Here is a 22,255-nt window from a genome sequence, read left to right as displayed (position 1 = left end):
GGCGCACGATGAATATTTCCGAACCCTTTATCCGGCGTCCGATCGCAACCGCGCTGGCGATGTCGGGCCTCGCAATGGTCGGCCTCGTTGCCTATTTGCTTTTGCCGGTCGCGCCGCTGCCGCAGGTCGACTTTCCCACCATTCAGGTGACGGCCCAGTTGCCGGGCACGAGCCCGGAGACGATGGCGTCCTCGGTCGCAAGCCCGCTGGAACGGCAGTTGGCGCAGATGTCCGGCGTAGCCCAGCTCACCTCCGTGAGCGGCATCGGAATATCGGTGATCTCGATCCAGTTCAACCTTGACCGCAATATCGATGCCGCCGGGCAGGACGTGCAGGCCGCGATCAACGCCGCCGGCGGGCAATTGCCGAAGAATCTGCCGTCACCGCCGACGTATCGGAAAACCAATCCGTCGGACCCGCCGGTGATGGTGCTGGCGTTGACATCGGACACCCTGCCGATGACGACGGTCAGCGACCTTGCCGACAATATCTTCGCGCAACAGCTTTCCCAGGTCGACGGAGTCGGCACCGTGCTGATTGCCGGCGCGCTGAAGCCTGCCGTGCGCGTCGAAGCCAATCCGCTCGAACTCGCTGGCCGCAGCCTGAGCCTGGAGGATCTGCGGTCAGCGATCGCGACCGCCACGCTCAATGCCCCCAAGGGCACGCTGAACGGCGAGCGCCAGGGCGTTACGATTGAGAACAACGATCAATTGTTCAACGCCGCCAGCTATCGGCAGGTTATCGTCGCCTGGCGCAACGGTTCGTCCGTCCGGCTCGGCGACGTCAGCTCCGTGGTGGATGGCGCCGAAAACATTCGCGGGTCTGGCACCTTTAATGGCCAACCGTCGGCCATCCTCATCATTCAGAGGCAACCCGGCGTCAACGTCATCGACACCGTCGAGCATATCAAGGCGGCGTTGCCGCGACTGAAGGCCGCGATCCCGTCCGCCGTCGACGTCCACGTCGTTACCGACCGCACCCAGACCATCCGTGCCTCGGTCGAAGAGGTTCAGTTCACGCTGATGCTCACCATCGCGCTGGTGGTGATGGTGATCTTCCTGTTCCTGCGCAACGGCTGGGCCACCGTGATCCCCGGCATCACTGTTCCGCTGTCGCTGGTTGGCACATTCGCGGTGATGTATGTGCTCGGCTACAGCCTCGACAACCTCTCCCTGATGGCATTGACGATCGCGACAGGGTTCGTCGTCGACGACGCGATCGTGATGGTTGAGAATGTGGCACGGTACCTGGAGCAGGGCCACTCGCCGCTCGCGGCGGCGCTGAAGGGTTCGCGCGAAATCGGCTTCACCATCATCTCGATGAGCCTGTCGCTGATCGCGGTGTTCATTCCGGTGTTGCTGATGGGCGGCATCATCGGGCGGCTGTTCCGCGAATTTGCCATCACGGTGAGCGTCGCAATCCTGGTGTCGACCGTCATCTCGTTGACGCTGACGCCGATGATGTGCGCGCAACTGTTGCGGGACGAAAAGGGCAAGCAGCACGGCCGGCTCTATGCGCTGAGCGAGCGGTTCTTCGAAGGCATGCTCGCGGCTTACGAGACGGGCTTGCGCTGGGTGCTGCGTCACCAGCGGCTCACGCTGGCTGCGACCGTCGCGACCATCATCCTGACCGGCTGTCTCTATGTCCTGATTCCGAAGGGGTTCTTTCCCCAGCAGGACACCGGGTTCATCGTCGCGGTATCGGAATCCTCGCAGGACATTTCCTATCCAGCCATGCTGGAGCGTCAGTCGGAACTGGTACGCATCCTTATGGCCGATCCCGGCATCGACGGCGTGATGTCGGCGGTCGGCGCCGGCACAGTCAACCAGACCGTGAACAACGCCCGCATGTTCATCAATCTCAAGCCGCGCGACCAGCGCGATGCCAGCGCCAGCCAGATCATCGACCGGCTGCGGCCGAAACTTGCCGCTGTGCGGGGTATTGCCCTGTTCATGCAGGCGTCGCAGGACATCAATGTCGGAGGACGCGCGAGCCGCACGCAATATCAATTTACGCTGCAGGACAGCGACCTCGACGAGCTCGATCACTGGGCGCCGATCCTGCTTCGATCCCTGCAGGGAATTCCGTTGCTGCGCGACGTCGCGACCGACCAGCAGATCGCTGGTCCGACCCTGCGACTCGAGATCAATCGAGATACGGCATCGCGGCTCGGCGTCGCGACGCAGGCGATCGACGACACGCTCTACGATGCGTTCGGGCAGCGTAAGGTCGCGCAATACTTTACGCAGCAGAACAGCTACTGGGTGATCCTGGAAGTCGACCCGCGATTCCAGCTTGATCCGAGCGCGCTCGATCTGATCTACGTGCCATCCAGCAGCGGACGGCAAGTGCCGCTGAGCGCATTGGTCGAACAGAAGCACACCGTGCGGTCGCTATCGGTCAGCCATCAGAGCCAGTTCCCGGCGATCACGCTGTCGTTCAACCTGGCCGCAGGCACCGCGCTCGGAGAGGCCGTCGAGGCGATCGAGAAAGCAAAGCGGGATCTCAACGTCCCGGCCACCCTGATCACCTCGTTCCAGGGCAACGCTCAGGCGTTTCAGGACTCGCTCAAGACGCAGCCTGTCCTGATCCTCGCTGCGGTGATCGCGGTCTATATCATCCTGGGTGCGCTCTATGAGAGCCTGATCCATCCGATCACGATCCTTTCGACGATCCCGTCGGCCGGCGTCGGCGCACTTCTCATCCTGATGGCATTCAACCTCGAGCTCAGCGTCATCGCGCTGATCGGCATCATCCTGTTGATCGGCATCGTCAAGAAGAACGCCATCATGATGATCGATTTTGCAATCCATGCCGAGCAGACCGAGGCCATGGACCCGGAGCAGGCGATCTTCCAGGCGGCGCTCAAGCGCTTCCGCCCGATCATGATGACGACGTTCGCAGCATTGCTCGGCGCCCTTCCGCTTGCACTCGGGCACGGCACCGGAGCGGAAATCCGCCAGCCGCTCGGTTACGCGATCGTCGGTGGCCTGCTGGTGTCGCAATTCCTGACGCTCTACACCACGCCGGTGGTCTACCTCGCGCTGCACCGCTTCAGCCGTCGCGGCGCCAGCAAGCTGGTTCCGCGCCCGGTCGAAGCGGGATGAGTCTTGTCATTCGTGACCCAGAGCGGAACAATCGCTTGCGCGATTACTTCATTTCCTGCGTAGCGCGCGCACGTCAGCCGCCGTCACGTCGGCCTTCCGTCCGCCAAAGGTGAGACGGACATAATTGGCCAGCTCTGCTGCCTCGCCATCACTCAGCTTGTCGGCGAAGCCCGGCATCGCCTCGATGTTCTTGCGATGCGGAAAGTTCTCGAGGCCGACGCCGTCCAGCATTGCAACGATCAGATTGCGAGGATCAGAGAGGCGCGGCGTACTGTTGTTGCGCAGTGCGACCACCGTGTTGGGCACGCCGTTGCCGTCGAGACCATGGCAACCCGAGCATAGCGCCACGTAGCTCGATCGTCCCAGGCCGGTTGTCGCAGCTTGAACTTGCGCTTTATCGAAGGGAGAGGGGCCGATTGGAGGCGGATTATCGCCGAGCAGAAAGGTTGTTACGGCCTCAAGGTCCTCGGCCGTCATGTTCCTGGTGCTCAGCGCGACCACCGTACGCATGTCGGCAAAGGCCGAGCCTTCCCGCGTGGTCGCGCCTCCCAGAAACGCACGTAATCCCGAGGCAGTCCAGCCGCGGGCCGCCAAACCTGCCGGAGTGATGTCCGGCGCCGCGACGCGCCCAAGCGCGAACCCGGTCAACGATCGCGACAACTCCATCTCACCCACGATGCCGCGCGGCGTGTGGCATTCGCCGCAATGGCCCAGCACGTTCACCAGGTATCGTCCGCGCTGCCAACCTGCAGATCGCCCTGTAGACACTGCTGGCAGCTGATCGTGCAGAAACAGCAAATTCCAGCCGACCAGGCTAAGGCGCACGTTGAAGGGAAATTTCAGGTCGGTGACGGGAGGAGCTACCTTCATCGGACGAAGTTGCATCACATAGGCGTAGATCGCGTCCGAGTCGGCGCGCGTCATGCCGCGATAGGACGTGTACGGCATCGCCGGATAGAGCTGTTGCCCGTCGCGCCTGACCCCGTCATGGAGCGCCCGCCAGAAATCGTCCGCGCTCCAGCGGCCGATGCCTTCATCCGGGTCGGGCGTGATATTGGTGGCATAGATGGTGCCGAAGCCGCTCTGCATGGCAAGGCCACCGGCAAATGGCGCGCCGCCCGGGGCGGTGTGGCAAGCGGCGCAGTCCGCCGCCGCGGCAAGATATCTTCCGCGCGCGATGACATCGGCGGGTGCTTTGACAGCCTGGATAGCGCCGCCGCTTTTTCCGGCCAGCAGGTTGTGGAGTGCAAGGGCGGCTGCGGCGATGACCGCAAGCAGGATGACGCTTGCGACGAGCAGGACCCGGCGGCGGCGAAGGCTCATCCGGCGTCCCGCGTCAGGCCGGGGGTCGCAAGGATCACGTCGCGCACGGCCTGATAATAGCGGACGTACCCGGTGCAGCGGCAGATGTGCGGCTCGAGGGCCGCGGATACCGTTGCCTCCACTTCACTTCGCGGCACGGGGACGCGCGCGAGCCGCTCGACGAGCACCGTGGCCGCCATCACGAAGCCTGGCGTGCAGTAGCCGCACTGGAAGCTGAACTTGTCCAGGACGGCCTGCTGCACAGGAGAAAGCGCGAGCACCCGCCCCGTGTCGTCGCGGCGGGCGATGCCCTCGATCGTGCGGATGCTTTTGCCTTCGAAGAAGTGGGCGCCGGTGATGCAGGTCCGGACCTCCTCGCTGGTGCGATCGTCCCGGTCCCAGATCACGACGCAGGCGTGGCAGATGCCGATGCCGCAACCGAGGCGCGGACCAGTCAGCCCGAGCATCTCGTGCAACACATCGATCATCATCAGGCCTTCCGGCACGTCGATCGGGCCGCGGCGATGGCCGTTGATGGTGACTGCCAGCGGTCGGGTCGGCAGGCTCATCCGAGCACCGCCATGATCTGGTCCGGCGTGACCGGCAGCGTACGAAAGCGATGGCCGATCGCATGCGCGATCCCGTTCACGATCGCGGCCATGATCGGTATCGCCGCCGCTTCGGCCATGCCCTTTGGCGGTTCGTCTTCCGACAGCGGCTGCAAGATCTCGGCGGTCTGCGTCCAGGTCGCCACGTCGCTGCCACGTGGGAGGTGATAGCGGTTGAAATTCCAGGTGCCATTGCCAGGACCGTCCTCGTAGAGCGGCATGGACTCATGCAGCGCAAGGCCGATGCCGGTCGCGGTGCCACCCTGGATTTGGCCTGATACGAGGTCCGGCACCAGCATGGTGCCGCAGTCGAGCAGCGTGTGATGTGCGAGCAGTGTGACTTGTCCGCTCGCGGCGTCCACCACGAGCTCGGCCAACGTGCCGGCCGCGGTGCTGAGCCCGACCATCGCGTTGTAGTTCTGGGTCGGCGGGAAGAACACAGCCTGACGGTCGAGCACCTGATAACGACCCGGTGCGGTGGCGGCCGACGCGTCGCTGCCCTCGCCATAGCGCACCGACAGCGCGTCGATGGGAGCGCGCACAGAGAGGCCGTTCACGACAAATTCGGCTTCGGCCCATCGCCAACGGTTGAAGCCGTGTACCGCCGCGCCGGTCACCAGGCCGCGCCTGTGCGCCTCCTGGGCGAGGCGAGCCAGCGGCAATGGCTCCAGGCCCCCGGCGGTCAGTGATCCCTCGCGCCAGCGCGCCTCTTCCAGCGCCGGCACGCGCGAACCCGCCGCGGCGTCGCTCGCCCAGATCGCGATGGCGGCCGGCCACAGTCCGTGGACGAAAACGATGCGCGCTGCCTCGCGGGTCGTATGCGAGAGGTAGTAGGACGAGTTGCTCGCGCTGGACGCCGACGCATAGGCCGGACTCCATCGCGGATTCTGCGCGAGGCGATCCTGTTCGTCCTGGCTCATCTTTCGGGGATCGCCGCTGGTTTCGACCGGCAGATCCGTCCAGTCGGTGACGGCAAGCTCGACCGCATCGGCCGGTCGGCCGAGCCAGCGCACGCAGGCCACAGCCTGTCCTGAAGACGTGCCGGTGCCGATCTCGGCGCCGCTGTTGAAAACCGCGATGCGTCCGTCGCCGGCGAGCTCGACCCTGGAAAGGCTGCCTTCCACCCCGTTGCCGAAGCGCCACTGGATGCAGCCGAACCCGACTCCGTAATATTTGCCGGGATGAGCAGCTTCGTAGACCTGCTTGCGCGCGAGGCGGCCGCTCCACAGCGGATGAACGCGAGCCTTTTGCATCACCGTCTCGGCGCGCAGGGTGCCGGTTGGAATCGCGCCCTGGGTGTTTCTCATCCCCGTCTTCAGAACGTTGCGCAGGCGAAACTCGATGGGATCGAGACCGAGTTCGCCAGCGATCTCGTCCATCATCAGTTCGGTCGCGGTCATGGTTTCGAGTGCGCCGTAACCGCGCGCCGAACCTGCGTCGACGGCGCGCGATGCGACGGCGGTCGTTGCCACATCGGTCTTCGGGAAATAGTAGGCCGAGCCAAGCGACGTCGCGCCCACCCTGACGAGAAGGTCCGAGACATTCTTGCGGCCCCCGCCATTGGCGATGATCCCGGCCCGCAATGAGCGTAACAGGCCGGTGCCGCGCTCCACGGCCACGGTGTAGTCGATATTGAACTGGTGGCGTTTGAGGCCGGCCTGGAATTGCTCGAACCGATCGTTGGCGAGACGCACCGGCCGGCCGCCGCCGTAGACCGCGGCCACAAGCGCATAATACGGCAAGGCGAAGCTGTCCTTCGAACCATAGCCGACGGTGTAGCAAGGATGCAGGAACAGCTGCTTCAGGCCGATGCGGCTCTGCTGCAGCATGGTCGCCGCGCGTTGCGCCATCTCCTGCGGCGACTGCGTCGGCACGACGAGGTGCAGCTCCTGCTTCTCGCTGTCGTACCAGCCATTGGCGTTATCAGGTTCGAGCGCTGCGGTATCGGCCGATTGCGTTGCGTAGCGACGCCTCAGCACAACCCAATCGGCAGGTGGGTGCTCCAGCTCTTCGCCGATGGCGCTCGCATGGTACATGCCCCGCGCCGCAAGATTGCCATCGCGTGCCGGAGCAGGCCAGACCGGCTCGTGCTTTTCGTAGCCGGGCGAGAACGGGGCGTCCTTGAGGCTGGAAAATACGTCGTCGTCATGGGGCGTTGCGCCGCCGACGCGCACGAAACGGACCGCCTCCCACGGATCGCGCTGCAGTGGCCCCGTGATCGCGCCATAGCGAATGACGGCGTCGTTGAACTGGAGTTTTTCCTTGGCGAAACGAAAGCGGACGAAATCCTGGAAGATCAGGATGGCGACCGCCTGGCCGAGATAGGCCGGCGTCTTGCCTTCCGGCAGCAGCATGTCTTCGCCATAGAAGTCGGGAAATCTGAGCCCGTCGCGCGTCAGGTCATTTGCCGTTACCACGCGGTCCGGCTTGAGCTCGTCGCCGAGCAATGACAGGTCGAAGCCGTCATAGCTGCAATCGGCCCTTGTGGTGCGCAGCACCAGCGCGTGCGCCTGCTGCTGCGGCCAATGCGGCATGTCCCGGGCGCGAATGTCGCGCGCGAACACTTTCGCGCCGGTGACCTTTGAGAGGCCATCGATCCGATATTTCAGAACACCGGCCGCTGCATCCCAATCTGGTCGCACCAGCAACTGCTGTTCGAAGAGCGACGCATAGGCTTGGCTGCCGAGGGGCGCAACGTACACAGCGATGCTACCGATGAGGCTTGCCCGCAGCACCTGTCGGCGCGACGGCCGCGAGCCAACGCCTGGCGTGGAGCGCATATCGGATGAAGGCGTTCGCACGACGATTGCCTCGACTCGATCACATCATCAATCCGAGGGACCGATCCGGTAACCATCCGCTCGTCCGCACCGGGATGATGGCACAAAGCCCGACTCGCGGAAAGCATTCGTTGTCGGTCAGGACTTACGTCCGCTGTTGGCCCGACTCGGACCTTCCACGATGTGCGGATTTGGGTAGCTGTTGGAGGATGAGCGGACATTGCCCGCACTTTTCCTCGGCTTGCCGAGGGGACGCTTGCAGGATTTCGGAATACTAGAAGAATACCCCTGAGTTGCCCGACGTGTCAAGTTGCCTGATCGAACGCCGGGCGCCGCCGGCTTACTGTGCATGGGGTTGTTTTCGATATTTTGGTAGCGCCCCCCCGCGACGGCGCCATAGCTCTATCCTGCTCTAGCCGCCTTTCACCGCGCCCGCGGTGAGCCCGGCGACGATCTGCCGCTGCGCCATCACGGTGAGCAGCAGCACCGGTGCCGTCACGATCAGTGCGGCGGCGGCGAGCGGGCCCCAGCTCAGCTGGTCGAACGAGATCATGTTGTAGACCGCGACCGGCAGCGTGCGGGTCTCGCGCCCGGCCAGCACGATGCCGAACACGAAGTTGTTCCAGGAGAAGATCACCGCGAGGATGAAGGCGACCGCGAGCCCGGGCTTCGCGATCGGCAGCGCGACATGGCGAAACACCTGCCAGCGCGTCGCGCCGTCGATCAGCGCGGCTTCCTCCAGCTCCAGCGGCGTGGTCTCGAAATAGCCGATCATGATCCAGATCACGATCGGCACGGTCACCACGAGGTGGATGATGATCTGCGGCACCAGGGTGCCGAGCAGGCCGAGCCACTGGAACAGCAGGAACAGCGGGATCAGATACGACAGGCCGGGCGTGATGCGCGCGATCAGGATCACGATCGCCGATTTATGCGCGGCCATCCGCGCGATGCCGTAGCCCGCGGGCACGCCGACCAGCATCGCAAGTCCCGTGGCGCAGCCGGTGACGATCAGGCTGTTAGCGAAATAGGTCAGGAAGCGGTTGGAGGCAAACACGTCGGCATAGTTCTTCCAGGCGATATGCTCGGGAAAGAACACCGGCGGATAGGAGGCGTTGTCGATCTCGAATTTCAGCGACAGCGAGGCCATCCAGAGGAAGAACAGGATCGCCGGCGAGACGATGACCAACACCGACAGCCACAGCCCGATCTGGCCGAGAATCTGACGCGGATTCATGCGTCGCTCCCGAGCGCTGACGTCCACAGCAGGCGCTTGCGCAGGTAGAGCAGCAGCGCCGCCAGCGCCACGATCAGCAGGAAGAACACCACCGCGATCGCGGAGCCGTAGCCGAGGTCGTAATAGACGAAGGCGACGCTGTAGAGATAGACGTTGATGGTCTCCGACGCCGAGCCCGGCCCGCCTTGCGTGATCGCGAAGATGATGTCGAAGCTCTTCACCGCGTCGATCATCCGGATCATGCCGGCGATGAACAGGAACGGCATGATCAGGGGCAACGTGATGAAGCGGAATACCTGCCAGAAATTGGCGCCGTCGATCTGCGCGCTCTCATAGGGTTCGGTCGGGATCGCGGCGAGGCCGCCGAGCACGATCAGCATCACCAGCGGCGTCCATTGCCAGGTTTCGACCAACACCAGCGAGGGGATCACCGTCGTTGGGTTGAACACCCAGAGCTGCGGCGGCAGGCCGACCAGCGACAGCAGGTAGTTCAGCACGCCGAGCTGAGGGTGGAACATCATGGTCCACACCAGCGCGATCGCGACGGGAGTGGCCATCATCGGCATGATGAAGATGCCGCGCAGGAAGCCGCGCGCGGCGAATTTCTGGTGAAACACCACCGCCGCCAGCGTGCCGAACACCAGCGGCAGCACCACCGACAGCGCGGTGTAGGACAGCGTATGCCCGACCGCCTCGACGAAGCGCGGATCGGTCGGCAGCCGCAAATAATTGGCGAGCCCGACGAAGACGGTCGGCGAGCCGACCTTCCACTCCTGCAGGCTCATCCAGATCGTGAACACCCAGGGAAAGATGATCACCGCCAGCACCACGACCAGCGCCGGGATCACGAACGGCCAATAGGACGGGGGACGCCACTCACGCGCCGGCGCGGTCTTGTCGGCCGCGACCGGCTCAGTCTGTGTAACGACGCTCACGCTTTTTCGCTACGCTCCAGGATGGGGCGGAACTGCTCGTGCGCCTTCTTCAGCTCGGTGGCCGGATCGGCGCCCGACAGCGTCGCGGTCAGCGCTGCGCCGACGATGTCGCGGAATTCGGCGACCGGGATGATGACGGGCAGGCCGAGCTTCGAGATCTTGGCGGAATCGACCACCGACTGCAGCCATTCCTTGGTCTTGACGCCCTTGGCGACCTCGGCATCGTCGACGATCGAGTTGCGGAACGGCACGCCGCCGCCGGCCTGCAGCAGCCGCGCACCCTGGCCCCGCGAGACCACCCATTGGCACAGCAAATAGGCCGCTTCCTTGTTCTTGCTCGCAGCGGCGATGCCGACGCCGTCGCCATAGGTCGACGAGAACTTGCCCTTGGGGCCGGCGGGCACCAGCGTGTAGCCGACCTTGCCGACGACGCGCGAGGCGGCGGGGTCTTCCAGCGGCGGCGCCCAGCCGTCGGCATCGATCCACATCGCCGATCGGCCTTGCGTGAACGAGGCCATCGACTCCATCCAGTTGAAGCCGGCGACGCCGGGAGGCGCGCATTTCGTCAGCAGCCTCTGATAGAGCTTGGTGGCCTCGACCGCCTCCGGGCCGTCGGTCAGGATGTTGCCTTTGGCATCGAGGAATTCGCCGCCATAGTTCAGGTAGAAGTTGGTCCACATCGCCATGTTGGCGTTGCGCAGGCCGCGGCCGACGAAGCCGTAGATGCCGTCCTTCGGATCGGTCAGCTTCTCGGCGGCGACCGCCATCTCCTCCAGCGTCTTCGGGACCTCGACGCCCTTCTTCTGGAACAGCTCCTTGTTGTAGTAGAGGATGAAATAGTCGACCGACCACGGCAGCGACAGCATCTGGCCCTTGTCGTTGCGCGCATATTGCAGGCCGGCCGCCGAGAAGTCGCTCTCGACGAGGTCCGGCGGCGTCAGGCTCGGATCCTTGAGAAAGCCCGACATGTCGGCGAGCCAGCCCGCCTTCTCGAATTGCCGCTTCTGCACGTGATAGCTGAGATGCACGACGTCGAAGCTCGGCTTGCCCGAGGACAGCTCGATCACGCATTTCTGGCGCTGCTGCTGCTCGGGGATCTGCTCGGACTCGACCTTGATGCCGCTGAGCTCGGTGAATTCCTTGATGTACTTCTGCAGATTGTCGCCGCGCGGCCCCTTGGCGAGGATCACCTCGAGCGTGGTGCCGGAGTACTTCTTCCAGTTGATCTCGGCGCGGGCCGGAAATCCGGTCAATCCGACCGCACCCGCGGCGGCCGTGCCCGCCAGCATCTGGCGGCGCGAGATCAGGTGATGCGACATGTTTCCCTCCCAGGACGGTCTTCTTGTTTGGGAGAGATACTAGAGCATGATCCGGAAAAGTGAACACCGGTTTTCCGGACCGACTGTGCATCAACCGATGCAGGACGCGCATTGATGCGGCCGCATCGCGTCGATGCTTGAGCGTGACGCTGGTCTGTCTGCCCCGGATGCGCGGCGCCGCTGCATAACGCCGCGCCGCGCGTCGGATTGCAGTTATGCCTTGACGAAGGCGAGCAGGGTGCCGTTGGCAGCCGCCGGCGGCACGGTGATGCCGCCGCCGCCCTTGACGCCGGCGGAGCCCAGCGCCTTTTCGGTGCCGGCAAGGTCGGCCGCGATCACGAGGCCGGCGCCGCCGCGCTCGGACAGGCCATCCAGCGACACGCCGGGATAGCGTTTGCCGAGCTGATCCCTGGTCAGGAACACGAAGTCGGCGCGATCGCCGCCGGACGGCACCGCAACCGCACCGTCGGGATCGTTTCTGACGGCGATATCGATCATCTTGGAGAGCTGCGCGGCGTCCGATGCGGGATCGGGCGAGACGATCAGCACCTGCTTGAGACGTTTTGCCCCATTGGCGTGCGTCATCAGTTCGGGAATCCACACCGTCTCGCGGGTCTTGTGCTGGCAGGCGAAGATGCGCACGCCGCCCGGCGCCTCCGCGGTCGGCCACTGGAAGGTGCGGAATTTTGCCGCGGAGACGGTGCCGCTCGGCAAGGTCACGGGGCGTTCGAAATCGGTCGGCCCGACCGGCGGATAGCCGCGGGCGCGGATCTCCTCGGCGCCGGCAGTGGAATCCAACGCGGTGAAAGCGATCCGTTCGATGCCTTCGCCGTGCTTCTCGAGGAAGGTGCGTGCCGGCGCATTATGTTCCGTCGGCGTCAGCACGCCGAGCAATTCCATGTAGTCGGGGTCGAACATGATGGTGTAGTTGCCCGATCCCATATGCGCGCTATGGGTGCCGCGCGGCGACACGGTGAAGCCGAGCCGCTTGTAGTTCTCGGCCGCCTTGTCGAGGTCCTTCACCATGACCACGGCGTGATCGATTCCGATGACGTTCTTGAGTGCCACTTCTTGTCTTCCCGGCTGGAATGAGAGAGTAGAGTAAACCTAACCAGAACGCGTAGGCCCCGCAAGAAAGGATCATGATGAGCAGCAATGCCGTGCGCTGGCCCAATTCGCTGTGGGCCGCGGCGACGCCGCCGGGGCCTGATTGCCCCGAGCTGACCGGCGCGCAACAGGCCGATGTCGTGATCATCGGCGGCGGCTTCACGGGCCTGTCGACCGCGCTGCATCTGCGCGAGGCCAATGTCGACGTCGCGATCGTCGAGGCCGCCGAGCCGGGCTGGGGTGCCTCCGGCCGCAACAACGGCCAGGTCATTCCGACGCTGTCGCGTCCCGATCCCGATGACATCATCAAGCGGCATGGTGCCGCCGGCGAGCGCTTCGTCGCGATGCTGCGCGACAGCGCGGCCATGCTGTTCGACGTCGTCAAGCGCTACAACATCGATGCCGAGCAGGAGCAGGCCGGCTGGGTGCAGCCGGTGCATTCGCCGGGCCGGATCAAGATCGCGGAGCGGCGGGTGCAGCAATGGTCGAAATTCGGCGCGCCGGTGGACTTGCTGTCGCGCGACCAGACCCGGGATATGCTCGGTTCGGATGCATGGTACGGCGGCTTCTGGAACCGCACCGGCGGTCACGTCAATCCACTGGCGCTGGCGCGGGGCCTGGCGCGGACCGTGCTCGGCCACGGCGCGCGGATCTACGCCCGTTCGCCCGCGCTGAGTTTCGAGCGTCGCGGCGACCGCTGGGTGGTGAAGACCGAAAAGGGTGAAATCTCCGGCCGCGCGCTTGTCGTCGCGACCAATGCCTATAGCGGCGAGTTCGCGAAGACGCTGGTGCCTGAGATCGCCACCGAGGTGATGCCGGTGCTGTCGTGGCAGATGGCGACGCAGCCGCTGTCGGACAATGTCCGCAAGACCATCATTCCCGGCCGGCAGGCGATGTCGGACACCCATGGCGAGCTGTATTTCGCGCGCTACGACGCGCGCAATCGGCTCGTCACCGGCGGCGCCGTGCTTGGCCCGGGCGACAAGACCGCGCGGCTGAAGGCGCGGGTGACCGAGCGGTTGCAGCGACTGTGGCCGCAGGTCGGCGACGTCTCCTTCGACTATGTCTGGAACGGCTATGTCGGGATGACCGCGGATTTCCTGCCGCGCATGCATCGGCTCGGACCGAACGCCTATGGCTGGACCGGCTGCAACGGCCGTGCCGTGGCGCTGACGATCCCGCTCGGCCGTGAGCTGGCGCGGGCCGTGCAGGGCGTGCCGGAGAACGAGCTGGCGCTGCCGTTCACCGAGCCGGTGCAGTACATGGCGCATGGATTGCTGCGCAAGCTCGCGCCGTGGATGCTGGTGCTGTACCGGCAGCGCGATGCCCAGGAGCTGGTCAGGGGCGATCGCTTCGAGCTGCTGCGCTGGGCGGAGCATTTGCTCGCCTCGCGCCGCTCACGGTGAACGCACGCCGACGCCACGCGCGCGGCTCGATCAGGCGATCAGAGCATCGCGCTTGCGCGTGAAATCGCCGCCGGGGATCGCGGACAGCAGCGCCTGCGTATAGGGATGCTGCGGTCTGCCGAACACCTCGGCGGTCAGCCCTTGCTCGACCACGGCGCCGTCCTTCATGACAGCGACGAGATCGCATATCTGCGCGGCAACCCGCAGATCGTGGGTGATGAAGATGATGGAGAGGCCGAGCTGCTGGCGCAGTTCGGCGAGCAGCCTCAAGACCTGCGCCTGCACCGAGACGTCGAGCGCCGAGACCGGCTCGTCCGCGACCAGCACATCCGGCCTCAGCGCCAGCGCCCGCGCGAGCCCAATACGCTGGCGCTGGCCGCCGGAGAATTCGTGCGGATAGCGATCGCCGGCAGACAGGTCGAGCCCGACCAGTTCGAACAGTTTTCGCGCTTCCGCGATCGCAGTAGCGCGGTCGGTGCCGTGCACGATCGGTCCTTGCGCCACCAGCTCGGCTGCCTTGCGGCGCGGGTTGAGCGAGGCGAACGGATCCTGGAACACCATCTGGATGTGGCGGGTCTCGCGCCTGATCTCCTCGCGGTCGAGCTTGGCCCAGTCCTTGCCGCCCAGCACGATCGACCCGGTGTCCGGATCGATCAGGCGGACGATGCAGCGTGCGAGCGTCGACTTGCCCGAACCGGATTCGCCGACGATGCCGAGCGTCGCGCCGCGCGGCAGGTGCAGCGAGACGTTCTTGACCGCCTCGGTGACCCGCGCGCCGCGGCCGAGGAAGCCGCCGGTACGGTAGGTTTTCGAGACGCTGTCGATGGACAGGATGTCCTTGCTGGAGAGGATACGAGGCGGCGGCGCGTTCAGCGGTGGAACGGCTGCGATCAGTTGCCTGGTATAGGCATGCTGTGGGTCGTTCAGCACCTTGTCGGCGGTGCCCTGCTCGACGATCGCGCCGTGCTGCATCACCACGACGCGGTCGGCGATCTCCGCGACGACGCCGAAATCATGGGTGATGAACAGCACCGCGGTCTTCTTGCGCTGCTGCAGGTCGCGGATCAGCTTCAGGATCTGTGCCTGCGTCGTGACGTCGAGCGCGGTGGTCGGCTCGTCCGCGATCAGGAGCTTGGGGTCGAGCGCCAGCGCCATCGCGATCATGGCGCGCTGGCGCTGGCCGCCGGATAGCTCGTGCGGATAGGCCTTTGCGGCGGCCCTGGGATGGGGAATCCGCACGTCCTCGAGCAGCGCCAGCACGCGCGCATGGATATCGGCCTTCGAGAGCGCGGTGTGGACCGCGAACATCTCGCCGATCTGGTCGCCGATGGTGCGCAGCGGATTGAGCGCGGTCATCGGCTCCTGGAAGATCATCGCAATGCCGGCGCCGCGCACCTCGCGCATTTCGGCGCCATCGGCTGCGCAGAGGTCGCGCCCGTCGAACATCATCCGGCCCTGCTCGATGGCAACCTCGTTCGGCAGCAGCCGCATGATGGCGTTGGCCATCATCGACTTGCCCGAGCCGGACTCGCCGACCACGCAAAGGATCTCGTTCGAGGCGATCGACAGCGAGACATCGGACAGCGCATGCGGCCGGTCGGCGCCCTTGGGCAGGCGCACCGTCAGCCCGTCGAGGGAAAGGACCGTGTCGCTCATCGGCTCTTCAGCCTCGGATTGAGCGCATCGTTGAGGCCCTGGCCGACCAGCGACACCGCAAGCACGGTGACGAGGATCGCAATGCCGGGGATCGCCGAGACGTACCATTGCACCCGCAGCACGTCGCGGCCGAGCCCGATCAGATTGCCCCAGGAGGCGACGTTGGGATCGGACAGCCGCAGGAAAGCCAGCGCGCTTTCCAAGAGGATTGCGACCGCCATCACCACGCTGGCATAGACGATCACGGGCGGCAGCGCGTTGGGCAGGATCTCGCCGAGGATCAGCTGGACGTCCCTCATGCCGAGCGTCTTGCCGGCCTGCACGAATTCGCGGTTGCGCAGCGACAGGAATTCGGCGCGGGTCAGCCGCGCAGGCGCCGGCCACGACACCACCCCGACCGCAATCGTCACCGTGGTTAGGGTCGAGCCGAACACCGCGACCAGCACCAGCAACAGCACGAAGTTCGGCAGCGTCTGGAACGCCTCGGTGATCCGCATCAGCACATTGTCGACCCAGCCGCCGTAGTATCCGGCGAAGGCGCCGACCAGAATGCCGATCAGGATCGCGATCACGGTAGCGACGCCGCCGATCAGCAGCGAAATCCGCGCGCCGTAGAAGATCTGCGCGGCGATGTCGCGGCCGGAATTATCTGTCCCGAGCAGGAAGCGCGGGTTGGAGAACGGCCAGACCAGCGGCCGGCCCGCCAGAGCGAGGGGATCGCGCGGATAGAGGAAGCCCGCGCTGACCGCCATCGCGATGATGAGCAGCAGCAGGATCAGGCCGATCACCGCGGCCGGGCTGCGGAAATAGCGTTTCACCGCGTCCATCGTCAGCCCTCCGCCGCGATGCGCGGATCGAGCCGCGCGTAGAGCAGGTCGACGACGAAATTCACCGATATGACGAGCAGGGCGGATACGAACACGATGCCGAGCAGGGTGTTGAGGTCGCGCTGCACCACCGATTCATAGGCGAGGCGGCCGAGGCCGGGCAGCGAGAACACGCTCTCGACCACGACCGAGCCGCCGAGCATGGTGCCGGCCTGTAATCCGATCAGCGTCACCATCGGCAGCAGCGCGTTGCGCAGCACATGGCGGGTGACGACGCGGGTCTCGTCCAGCCCCTTGGCGCGGGCGGTGCGGACGAAATCGAGGTTCAGCACCTCCAGCATCGAGGCGCGCATGATGCGCAGGTAGATCGCAAGGAAGATCAGCCCGAGCGTCAGCGTCGGCAGCACCAGATGGGAGGCGATATCGAGCACGCGCCAGATCCCGGTCTGGACGTTGCCGATGTCCTCGAAGCCACCCGGCGGCAGCCATTGCAGATAGACCGAGAACACCACGATCGCCATCAGCCCGAACCAGAACGACGGGGTGGCGTAGAAGATCAGGCCGAGCGTCGAGATCAAGGTGTCCGGCCAGCGGTTGACACCGCGCGCGGCGATCACGCCGAACAGCAGGCCGAAGAAGAACGCGAACGACAGCGACGCGGTCATCAGCAGGATGGTCGGCGGCAGCCGTTCCAGGATCACGGTCGCCACCGGCTTGCCGTAGATCGAGGAGAAGCCGAGATCGAGCCGCACCAAATGCCAGAGATAGTTGCCGAGCTGCGCCGGAACCGAGAGGTCGAGCCCGTAGAACTTGCGCAGCTCTTGCGCGGTCGCGGCATCGCCGCCGCCCATCTGCGCCATCAGCGCATCGACGGTGTCGCCCGGCGCGAGCTGCAGCAGCAGGAACACGCCGATCAGGATCAGGAACAGGGTCGGAATCGAGGCGGCCAGCCGCCGCCCCGCAAGGCTCAGGATACGCATCGGTTATCTATAGCGGTTTCGAACGACGTGGACACCGGCCTCTCTTACCTCGCCCCGCTTGCGGGGAGAGGTCGGATCGCATCGCAAGATGCGATCCGGGTGAGGGGGTACAGGTCTATCGATGGAGCACTATTGCGGAGAGAGCCCCTCACCCCAACCCTCTCCCGGTGAAGAACGGGGAGAGGGGGGAGCGGCCGCATTACGCCGAAAGCCAAAGATCGTGCCAGCTCGCGGAGCCCCAGCGCGGCGTGTTGGAGTGGTTGCGCGCCTTGGCCGTGATCACGGTGACGAAAATCTGCTCGATCGGCATCCAGACCGGGAGCTCGGTGTTCACCTCCTTGACGAAGTCGGCATAGAGCGCCTTGCGCTTGGCCGGATCGACTTCGGTGGCGGCATCGTCGATGGTCTTGTCGACGGTCTTGTCCTCCCAACCCCACTGGTTGGTCCACGGCGCGCCCTTGGGCTGGCCGGAGCGGTACCACACCGTGGTCGAGACCGCGGGGTCGTTGCGGTACTGATGCCAGCCGGTCGCGAGATCGAAGGCGTGGTCGTCATAGACCTGCTTGAGGAAGCCGCCGCCGTCATTGCGCACGATGTCGACCTGGATGCCGACCTCGCCCAGCGACTGCTGGATGAAGGTCGACCACAGCGAGATGTCCTCGCCCCAGGGCGCGGGCAGCAGCTTCAGCGCGAAGCGGTTGCCGCCGGAGGCCTTGAAACCGGCCTCGTCGAGCAGCGCGATCGCCTTGGCCTTGTCGTAAGCGTATTGCGGCGTGTTCGGCCCGGGATAGAAGTCGGTCGAGGTCGATGGGATCGGGCCGGTGCCGAGCTTGGCGAAATCGCCCAGGAAATTCTCGATGAAGAACGGCACGTTGATCGCATGCGCGATGGCGCGGCGGACGCGGATATCGGACAGTTCCTTGCGGCGGAAGTTGAACTCGATGGTGTTGGTGCGGGCGTTGCCCTCATTGCCCTTGGTCTGGACGATGAAACGCTTGTCCTTGCCGAGCCGCGCCATGTCCGAGATCGTCAGTCCCGAGAAGGGGCTGTAGTGCAGCTCGCCGGCCTCCATCTGGGCGGCCGCGGCGGCGCGGTCGGTGATCACCTTCCAGACGATGCGGTCGAGATAGGGCGCGTTCGGCCGCCAGTAATCCGGGTTGCGGTCCGCGATGATGTATTGCCCGCGCTCGTATTTGACGAATTTGAACGGGCCGGTGCCGACCGGCGCCAGATTGGTCGGGTTCTGCCTGATGTCGCCGCTCTCATAGAGATGCTTGGCCGAGACGTAGCCGAGGTCGGGCAAAGCGCGGAGCAGCAGGTTCAGCGGCATCGGCCGCTCGTAGCGGAAGATCGCGGTCTGCGGATCGGGCGTGTCGACCGAGGTGAGGAACAGCTGCAAGGTCGATCCGTAGTTGAGGATCTTCTTCCACATGTTCATCGCAGTGAAGGCGACGTCCTCCGAGGTGAACGGCTTGCCGTCGTGCCAGGTGATGCCCTTGCGCAGCTTGAAGGTGACGGTCTTGCCATCAGGCGTCGCCTCCCAGCTCTCGGCGAGCACCCCGACCGGCTGTCCCTGGGCGTCGAGGTCGACCAGATTCTCCTGGATCTTGCCGCCGATGATGTAGACGCCGGTCGAAGCCTGGATGCTGGGGTTGAGCTGGCGCTGCTCGGCGCCGTAATGGACGTTGAACACGCCGCCCTTGCGCGGGGTTTCCTGCGCGAAGGCCCGCATCGGATTGATAACATTGGCCGCAATCGCGGCCGAGGTCAGAAGGGCCGTGCGGCGGTTGATCTCGAGGCGGCTCAAATCCATACGCGGGTCTCCAGCACATACATAAAGGCTTGCATAAAGGCTTGCATCGGGCGGCCGGCCGATCGGTCGCGGCCGCAGCTCGCCGATGTTACCTTGGAATGGGAACCCAAGTCATTTTCTAATGCCTCGGACTTTTGGAGGATCGTTTCCGAAACCTGAAGTGGCCGGCCGCAGTGCTGCGCAACCCGGATTGCGCGCAGCATTGTCGCACTCCGGGCCGCGCGAGATATCTCGAGTGATTCTCTCGCGGGGGCGTTTCGGGAGCGCCGAAGCCGCGCAAACCCTGTAAATTCAGGGGTCGGAAGCGACTTGACTGGAAAAAACACTGGAAAAACCCCTGATTCGGGGGCTGTCCACAACGTTATTGCTGTGGTGAGTGCAGAAAACACTGTTTTTCTCGGCGTTTTCCGCCATATCGTGCCCACTCCAGAATCAATGGAGCAACCATGGCTACCCAACTGTCGAAGTCGCAAGTGATCGAGAAGATCGCGACCACCACCGAACTCTCCAAGCGCGACGTCAAGAACGTTTTGGACTCGCTCGTCGATGTCGGCCACAAGGAGCTGAAGAAGGCCGGGGTGTTCCTCGTCCCGGGCTTCGCGAAGTTCGTTGTGGTCAAGAAGCCGGCGACCAAGGCGCGCAAGGGCACCAACCCCTTCACCGGCGAAGAGATGATGTTCAAGGCCAAGCCGGCCCGGAAGATCGTCCGCGCACGGCCGGTCAAGGCCGCCAAGGACGCGGTTTAAGATGAAAGGCCTCCGGTGACGGAGGCCTTTTGCTTTTGAGCCGTCGCTTCCTGCCGTTGGTTGCCCGCTTGAGCGTTTTCGAGCGCAGTAGACACCGGTTCGCGTGAAGAAAACGCGCCAAAGCAAAGTCTGGAGCTCCGGACCGGGCTAGACCGGGACCGGAGCTCTAGACCACCGGCGACCGGCCACCATCGACATTGATGGCGGTGCCGGTGATGTAGGAGCCTTGCTCCGAGGCCAGGAAGCAGGCGAGGTTGGCGAACTCCTCCGCCGTGCCGATGCGGCCGAGCGGCGTGCCCTTGGCAAGGTTCTTGGCGAATTCCCCGAAATCGGTGTCCGGCGCCTGGGCGGCATGCCGCTTGACCCATTGATCGCTCATGATCAGGCCGACCAGGAGCGCATTCACCAGGATGTTGTGCTCGCCGCCTTCATTGGCCATCACCTTGGTCAGCGCCATGCCGGCCGCGCGCGACACCGAGGTCGGCGCTGAATTGCCGGCCGGCGCCTTCGCGAAGGTGTTGAGCACGTTGATGATGCGGCCCCATTTGCGCTGCTTCATGCCCGGCCACACCAGCCTGCTGAAGCGGATCGCGGCGAACAGCTTCAGGTCGAGGTCCTCCTGCCAGGCCTCGTCGCTGATGCTCTCGAACGCCAGCGTGCGAGCGGTGCCGGCGTTGTTGACCAGCACGTCGATGTTGCCGAGATCGGCGACGATCCGGTCATGGGCCTTGGTGATGTCGGCGGCCTTCGCAACGTCGCAGACGTAATCGCGTACCGTGAGGCCGTCCTTGGCCAGCGCCTCCCGTGCCGCCGCGAGGTCGGCGGCGCCGCGGGCGAGGATTGCGACCTTGGCGCCGGATTCCGCAAACCGGCGTGCCACCGCGATCCCGATACCCTTGCTGCCGCCGGTGACCACCGCGACGCGGTCCTTCATTGATAGGTTCATTGTTGTTCTCCCTGGGGCTGGCCCTGAGAGAACGCTATCAAACCGACAGCGCGACCAACAAGGTCATGCAGAGCAGGTGTGCCGTGACGATCAATGCGAGATGGAGCGGTCCGGGCATCTGTTGTCTCCATGGTGGTGCGGGTGAGCACCGCTGTCTGTCTCCCTCCCCCTGAAAGGGGGAGGGAGGGGTGGGGGTTGCTCTCCGCGAATGCCGGCGTCTGCGGAGGCAGGATCCCCACCCGGCTTGCGCGTTCCGCGCAATCCGACCTCCCCTTTTCAAGGGGAGGTGAAAGCGCCGGTTAGTTCAAACTTGCAGCCGCGGTAAAACTGCGGTCGACCGCCTTGCCGACATCCAGCGTCTTGCCGAGGATGCCGTAGCGCGTGGCGCGGTCGGAGGCGGCCTGTACTTCCTTCACCACGGCCTCGTCGATCGCGATCGGGCTCGTCTTCTGCGCGGTGTAGGCGGCGAGCAGCACGTCTTCCGGCAGTTTTGTGAGCTCGGCCGTGCTCGTCGCGTATTCGGCGAGATGGTCGAGCGACCACAGCCGCGCCTTGTTGAGCCGCTGCACCAGGTCCTGCACCGCGGCGCGCTTGGTCGCGATCGCATTGTCGGAGGCGACGATGAAGGTGACGGTCGGTGTTAGCCCCTCGCCGTCGGCGACGACGCGCGCATTGTCCTTCAGCCTGGCATAGGAGACGTAGGGCTCCCACACCGCCCAGCCGTCGATCGAGCCGGCGAGCAGCGCGATCTTGGCGTCGACCGGGCCGAGCGGGGCGAAGGTCGCGTCCTCGATCTTGTTGCCGGCCTTCTCCAAGGTCGCGTCGATCAGGAACTGGCCCCAGCCGCCGCGGGTGCCGGCGAGCCGCTTGCCCTTCAAATCGGCCGCAGTCTCGATCGGCGAATCCGCGCGCACCAGGATCGCCTGGGTCTTCGGATCGGCGCGCGTGCCACCGATCGCCTTGATCGGGGCGCCTGCGGCATAGACCGTGAGGAAGGCGAGATCGCCGGTATAGCCGACGTCGAGCGCACCGGCATTGAGCGCCTCGAGGATCGGCGCGGCCGCCGGGAATTCCGACCATTCGATCTTGTAGGGCAGGTCCTTGGCGAAGCCGGAGATCTCCAGCAGCGAGCGGTTGCCGCCCTTCTGGTCGCCAACCCGCAGCACGATCGCGTCGGCCGCGAACGCCGCCGCCGATGTCGAGAGCGTGATCACCGCCGTGATCAGCGCGGCCGCCGCGCGGCGCGTGAAGGGATTGGAAGGACCGGAGCGGATCAGTTTGCGCATATCGACTTTCTTTCTGATTCATTCGCTGCGCGGCGGAAAGTGCGGCAGCGTTGATCAAGTCTATGGGCAAGCCGTTTGCCGTCAACGAAACGGAAATCTGAATTCGCCTGCCGTACGGCAAGGATGATTTCGTCGCGCATGCCGAATGGAGAAGACACCGTGCGTGCGACCGCGAACTGCCTGGATTTGATGCAGTTGCA

The 22,255-nt window shown here is 64.9% G+C and carries 17 protein-coding genes; 3 read left to right on the top strand and 14 right to left on the bottom strand.

The genetic code is table 11. From position 1 onward, the window contains the following. Positions 1–8: 8 nt before the first annotated feature. Complete coding sequence (locus tag BRSPCE3_RS14950; RefSeq protein ID WP_244066606.1) at positions 9–3,107, top strand: multidrug efflux RND transporter permease subunit; 3,099 nt, start codon at positions 9–11, stop codon at positions 3,105–3,107. 48 nt (positions 3,108–3,155) lie between these two features. Here the strand turns inward: BRSPCE3_RS14950 and BRSPCE3_RS14945 are convergent, their stop codons facing one another. The 7 genes from BRSPCE3_RS14945 to BRSPCE3_RS14915 all read right to left on the bottom strand — a co-directional run bounded on the left by BRSPCE3_RS14945 (position 3,156) and on the right by BRSPCE3_RS14915 (position 12,356). Then, on the bottom strand, positions 3,156–4,430 hold the full coding sequence (locus BRSPCE3_RS14945) for a cytochrome c (protein WP_244066605.1): 1,275 nt from the start codon (positions 4,428–4,430) through the stop codon (positions 3,156–3,158). Next, entirely contained in the window at positions 4,427–4,978 is a 552-nt protein-coding gene (locus BRSPCE3_RS14940; RefSeq protein WP_244066604.1) for a (2Fe-2S)-binding protein, read from the bottom strand. The genes BRSPCE3_RS14945 and BRSPCE3_RS14940 overlap by 4 nt, the downstream gene beginning before the upstream one ends. Next, on the bottom strand, positions 4,975–7,752 hold the full coding sequence (locus BRSPCE3_RS14935) for a xanthine dehydrogenase family protein molybdopterin-binding subunit (protein WP_244066603.1): 2,778 nt from the start codon (positions 7,750–7,752) through the stop codon (positions 4,975–4,977). Before BRSPCE3_RS14935 ends, BRSPCE3_RS14940 begins: the two co-directional genes overlap by 4 nt. Before the next feature lie 457 nt (positions 7,753–8,209). Continuing rightward, positions 8,210–9,034: a carbohydrate ABC transporter permease gene (locus BRSPCE3_RS14930; protein ID WP_244066601.1), complete on the bottom strand. Its 825-nt coding sequence runs from the start codon at positions 9,032–9,034 to the stop codon at positions 8,210–8,212. Continuing rightward, the gene (locus BRSPCE3_RS14925) at positions 9,031–9,969 is read right to left on the bottom strand and encodes a carbohydrate ABC transporter permease (RefSeq protein WP_244066600.1); all 939 of its coding nucleotides are present in this window, start codon (positions 9,967–9,969) and stop codon (positions 9,031–9,033) included. The genes BRSPCE3_RS14930 and BRSPCE3_RS14925 overlap by 4 nt, the downstream gene beginning before the upstream one ends. Beyond that, the gene (locus BRSPCE3_RS14920; protein ID WP_244066598.1) at positions 9,966–11,288 is read right to left on the bottom strand and encodes a sugar ABC transporter substrate-binding protein; all 1,323 of its coding nucleotides are present in this window, start codon (positions 11,286–11,288) and stop codon (positions 9,966–9,968) included. The genes BRSPCE3_RS14925 and BRSPCE3_RS14920 overlap by 4 nt, the downstream gene beginning before the upstream one ends. A 213-nt stretch (positions 11,289–11,501) precedes the next feature. Next, positions 11,502–12,356 (bottom strand): VOC family protein, encoded by an 855-nt coding sequence (locus tag BRSPCE3_RS14915; protein WP_244066597.1) that lies wholly within the window; start codon positions 12,354–12,356, stop codon positions 11,502–11,504. Between the two features lie 77 nt (positions 12,357–12,433). On the opposite strand from BRSPCE3_RS14915, the gene BRSPCE3_RS14910 reads away from it, so the two are divergent. Beyond that, positions 12,434–13,801, top strand: coding sequence for an FAD-binding oxidoreductase (locus tag BRSPCE3_RS14910; protein ID WP_244067245.1), 1,368 nt, complete (start codon positions 12,434–12,436; stop codon positions 13,799–13,801). A 30-nt stretch (positions 13,802–13,831) separates the two neighbouring features. Here the strand turns inward: BRSPCE3_RS14910 and BRSPCE3_RS14905 are convergent, their stop codons facing one another. The 5 genes from BRSPCE3_RS14905 to BRSPCE3_RS14885 all read right to left on the bottom strand — a co-directional run bounded on the left by BRSPCE3_RS14905 (position 13,832) and on the right by BRSPCE3_RS14885 (position 19,280). After that, a complete protein-coding gene (locus BRSPCE3_RS14905; RefSeq protein ID WP_244066596.1) occupies positions 13,832–15,457 on the bottom strand; it encodes an ABC transporter ATP-binding protein in 1,626 nt (541 codons plus the stop codon). Next, on the bottom strand, positions 15,454–16,284 hold the full coding sequence (locus BRSPCE3_RS14900) for an ABC transporter permease (RefSeq protein ID WP_244066595.1): 831 nt from the start codon (positions 16,282–16,284) through the stop codon (positions 15,454–15,456). Before BRSPCE3_RS14900 ends, BRSPCE3_RS14905 begins: the two co-directional genes overlap by 4 nt. 2 nt (positions 16,285–16,286) lie before the next feature. Next, complete coding sequence (locus BRSPCE3_RS14895; protein ID WP_244066594.1) at positions 16,287–17,264, bottom strand: ABC transporter permease; 978 nt, start codon at positions 17,262–17,264, stop codon at positions 16,287–16,289. Between the two features lie 199 nt (positions 17,265–17,463). After that, the gene (locus BRSPCE3_RS14890) at positions 17,464–19,077 is read right to left on the bottom strand and encodes an ABC transporter substrate-binding protein (RefSeq protein ID WP_244066593.1); all 1,614 of its coding nucleotides are present in this window, start codon (positions 19,075–19,077) and stop codon (positions 17,464–17,466) included. Continuing rightward, complete coding sequence (locus BRSPCE3_RS14885; protein WP_244066592.1) at positions 19,068–19,280, bottom strand: hypothetical protein; 213 nt, start codon at positions 19,278–19,280, stop codon at positions 19,068–19,070. Before BRSPCE3_RS14885 ends, BRSPCE3_RS14890 begins: the two co-directional genes overlap by 10 nt. Positions 19,281–19,523: 243 nt before the next feature. Here BRSPCE3_RS14885 and BRSPCE3_RS14880 point away from each other — a divergent pair, with 243 nt between their 5' ends. Then, the gene (locus BRSPCE3_RS14880) at positions 19,524–19,823 is read left to right on the top strand and encodes an HU family DNA-binding protein (protein ID WP_021077434.1); all 300 of its coding nucleotides are present in this window, start codon (positions 19,524–19,526) and stop codon (positions 19,821–19,823) included. A 166-nt stretch (positions 19,824–19,989) separates the two neighbouring features. Here BRSPCE3_RS14880 and BRSPCE3_RS14875 read toward each other — a convergent pair whose 3' ends face one another. Together BRSPCE3_RS14875 and BRSPCE3_RS14870 are read right to left on the bottom strand one after the other, a co-directional pair. Further along, positions 19,990–20,769, bottom strand: coding sequence for an SDR family oxidoreductase (locus tag BRSPCE3_RS14875; RefSeq protein WP_283843128.1), 780 nt, complete (start codon positions 20,767–20,769; stop codon positions 19,990–19,992). 299 nt (positions 20,770–21,068) lie between these two features. Further along, complete coding sequence (locus tag BRSPCE3_RS14870) at positions 21,069–22,055, bottom strand: ABC transporter substrate-binding protein (RefSeq protein WP_244066591.1); 987 nt, start codon at positions 22,053–22,055, stop codon at positions 21,069–21,071. Positions 22,056–22,255: the final 200 nt, after the last annotated feature.

The organism is Bradyrhizobium sp. Ce-3 (assembly GCF_022835695.1).
Classification (GTDB): domain Bacteria; phylum Pseudomonadota; class Alphaproteobacteria; order Rhizobiales; family Xanthobacteraceae; genus Bradyrhizobium.
The sequence above is the reverse complement of the archived record's forward strand: the minus strand, read 5'-3'. Positions and strand labels throughout refer to the sequence as shown.